Raw genomic sequence first — 622 nt, 5'->3', positions numbered from 1 at the left:
CCGTGGTGCGAAAGGGGGGGTAGACGCCGTACAGCGTGCCGGCGCACAGGACCGCCACGGCGACGACCACGCGCGCCTTGCGATACACCTGCCGCAGTCGGAACTTCAGGTCGAACCCCGGCTCGGCCAGATGCGCGTCGGCCCCTCCCCTTGCCGTTCCGGATCCGGTGCCCGTTTCCAGCGGGACGACCCGGGGTCCGCGCCGCGGCACGAACCTGCGCCACCAGGGCTCCTTGACCTTCACCGCCTCGACGAGCGAGGCGCCGCAGCGACTGCAGAAGCGGCGCGTGCTCGCGTTGCCCTCCCCGCAGGCCCCGCACACCAGGTCACCCGGCAGCAGGCGGCGGCTCGGCGCCGTCTTGGTCACCGCGACCGCGCGCGCCTTGGCGCTGCGCGGTGCCTGCTCCCGTACCTCCTCGGCCGCCGACGCCGGCGCTGCGTCGGACACCGGCCGGGTGGGCGGCACGTCCTGGTCTCGTGACGGGACGGGTGCGGCGGGTGCGGACGGGGTCGCCGCACGCTCGACGGGCGCGACCAGTGCCGCAGCGTCGGTGAGCCGCGTGGCGCTCGCGCGCGCAGCCGACGGAGGCGGTGGCGGAGGTGCCGCAGCAGTCTTCCGCGC

General features: G+C 75.9%; 1 pseudogene. It reads right to left on the bottom strand.

The window, feature by feature from the left end:
• Positions 1-367 (bottom strand): annotated as a pseudogene (locus TR50_RS46510) (hypothetical protein); the annotation flags it as partial.
• Positions 368-622 lie beyond the last annotated feature (255 nt).

It is taken from the genome of Streptacidiphilus anmyonensis (assembly GCF_000787855.1).
Classification (GTDB): domain Bacteria; phylum Actinomycetota; class Actinomycetes; order Streptomycetales; family Streptomycetaceae; genus Streptacidiphilus; species Streptacidiphilus anmyonensis.
The sequence above is the reverse complement of the archived record's forward strand: the minus strand, read 5'-3'. Positions and strand labels throughout refer to the sequence as shown.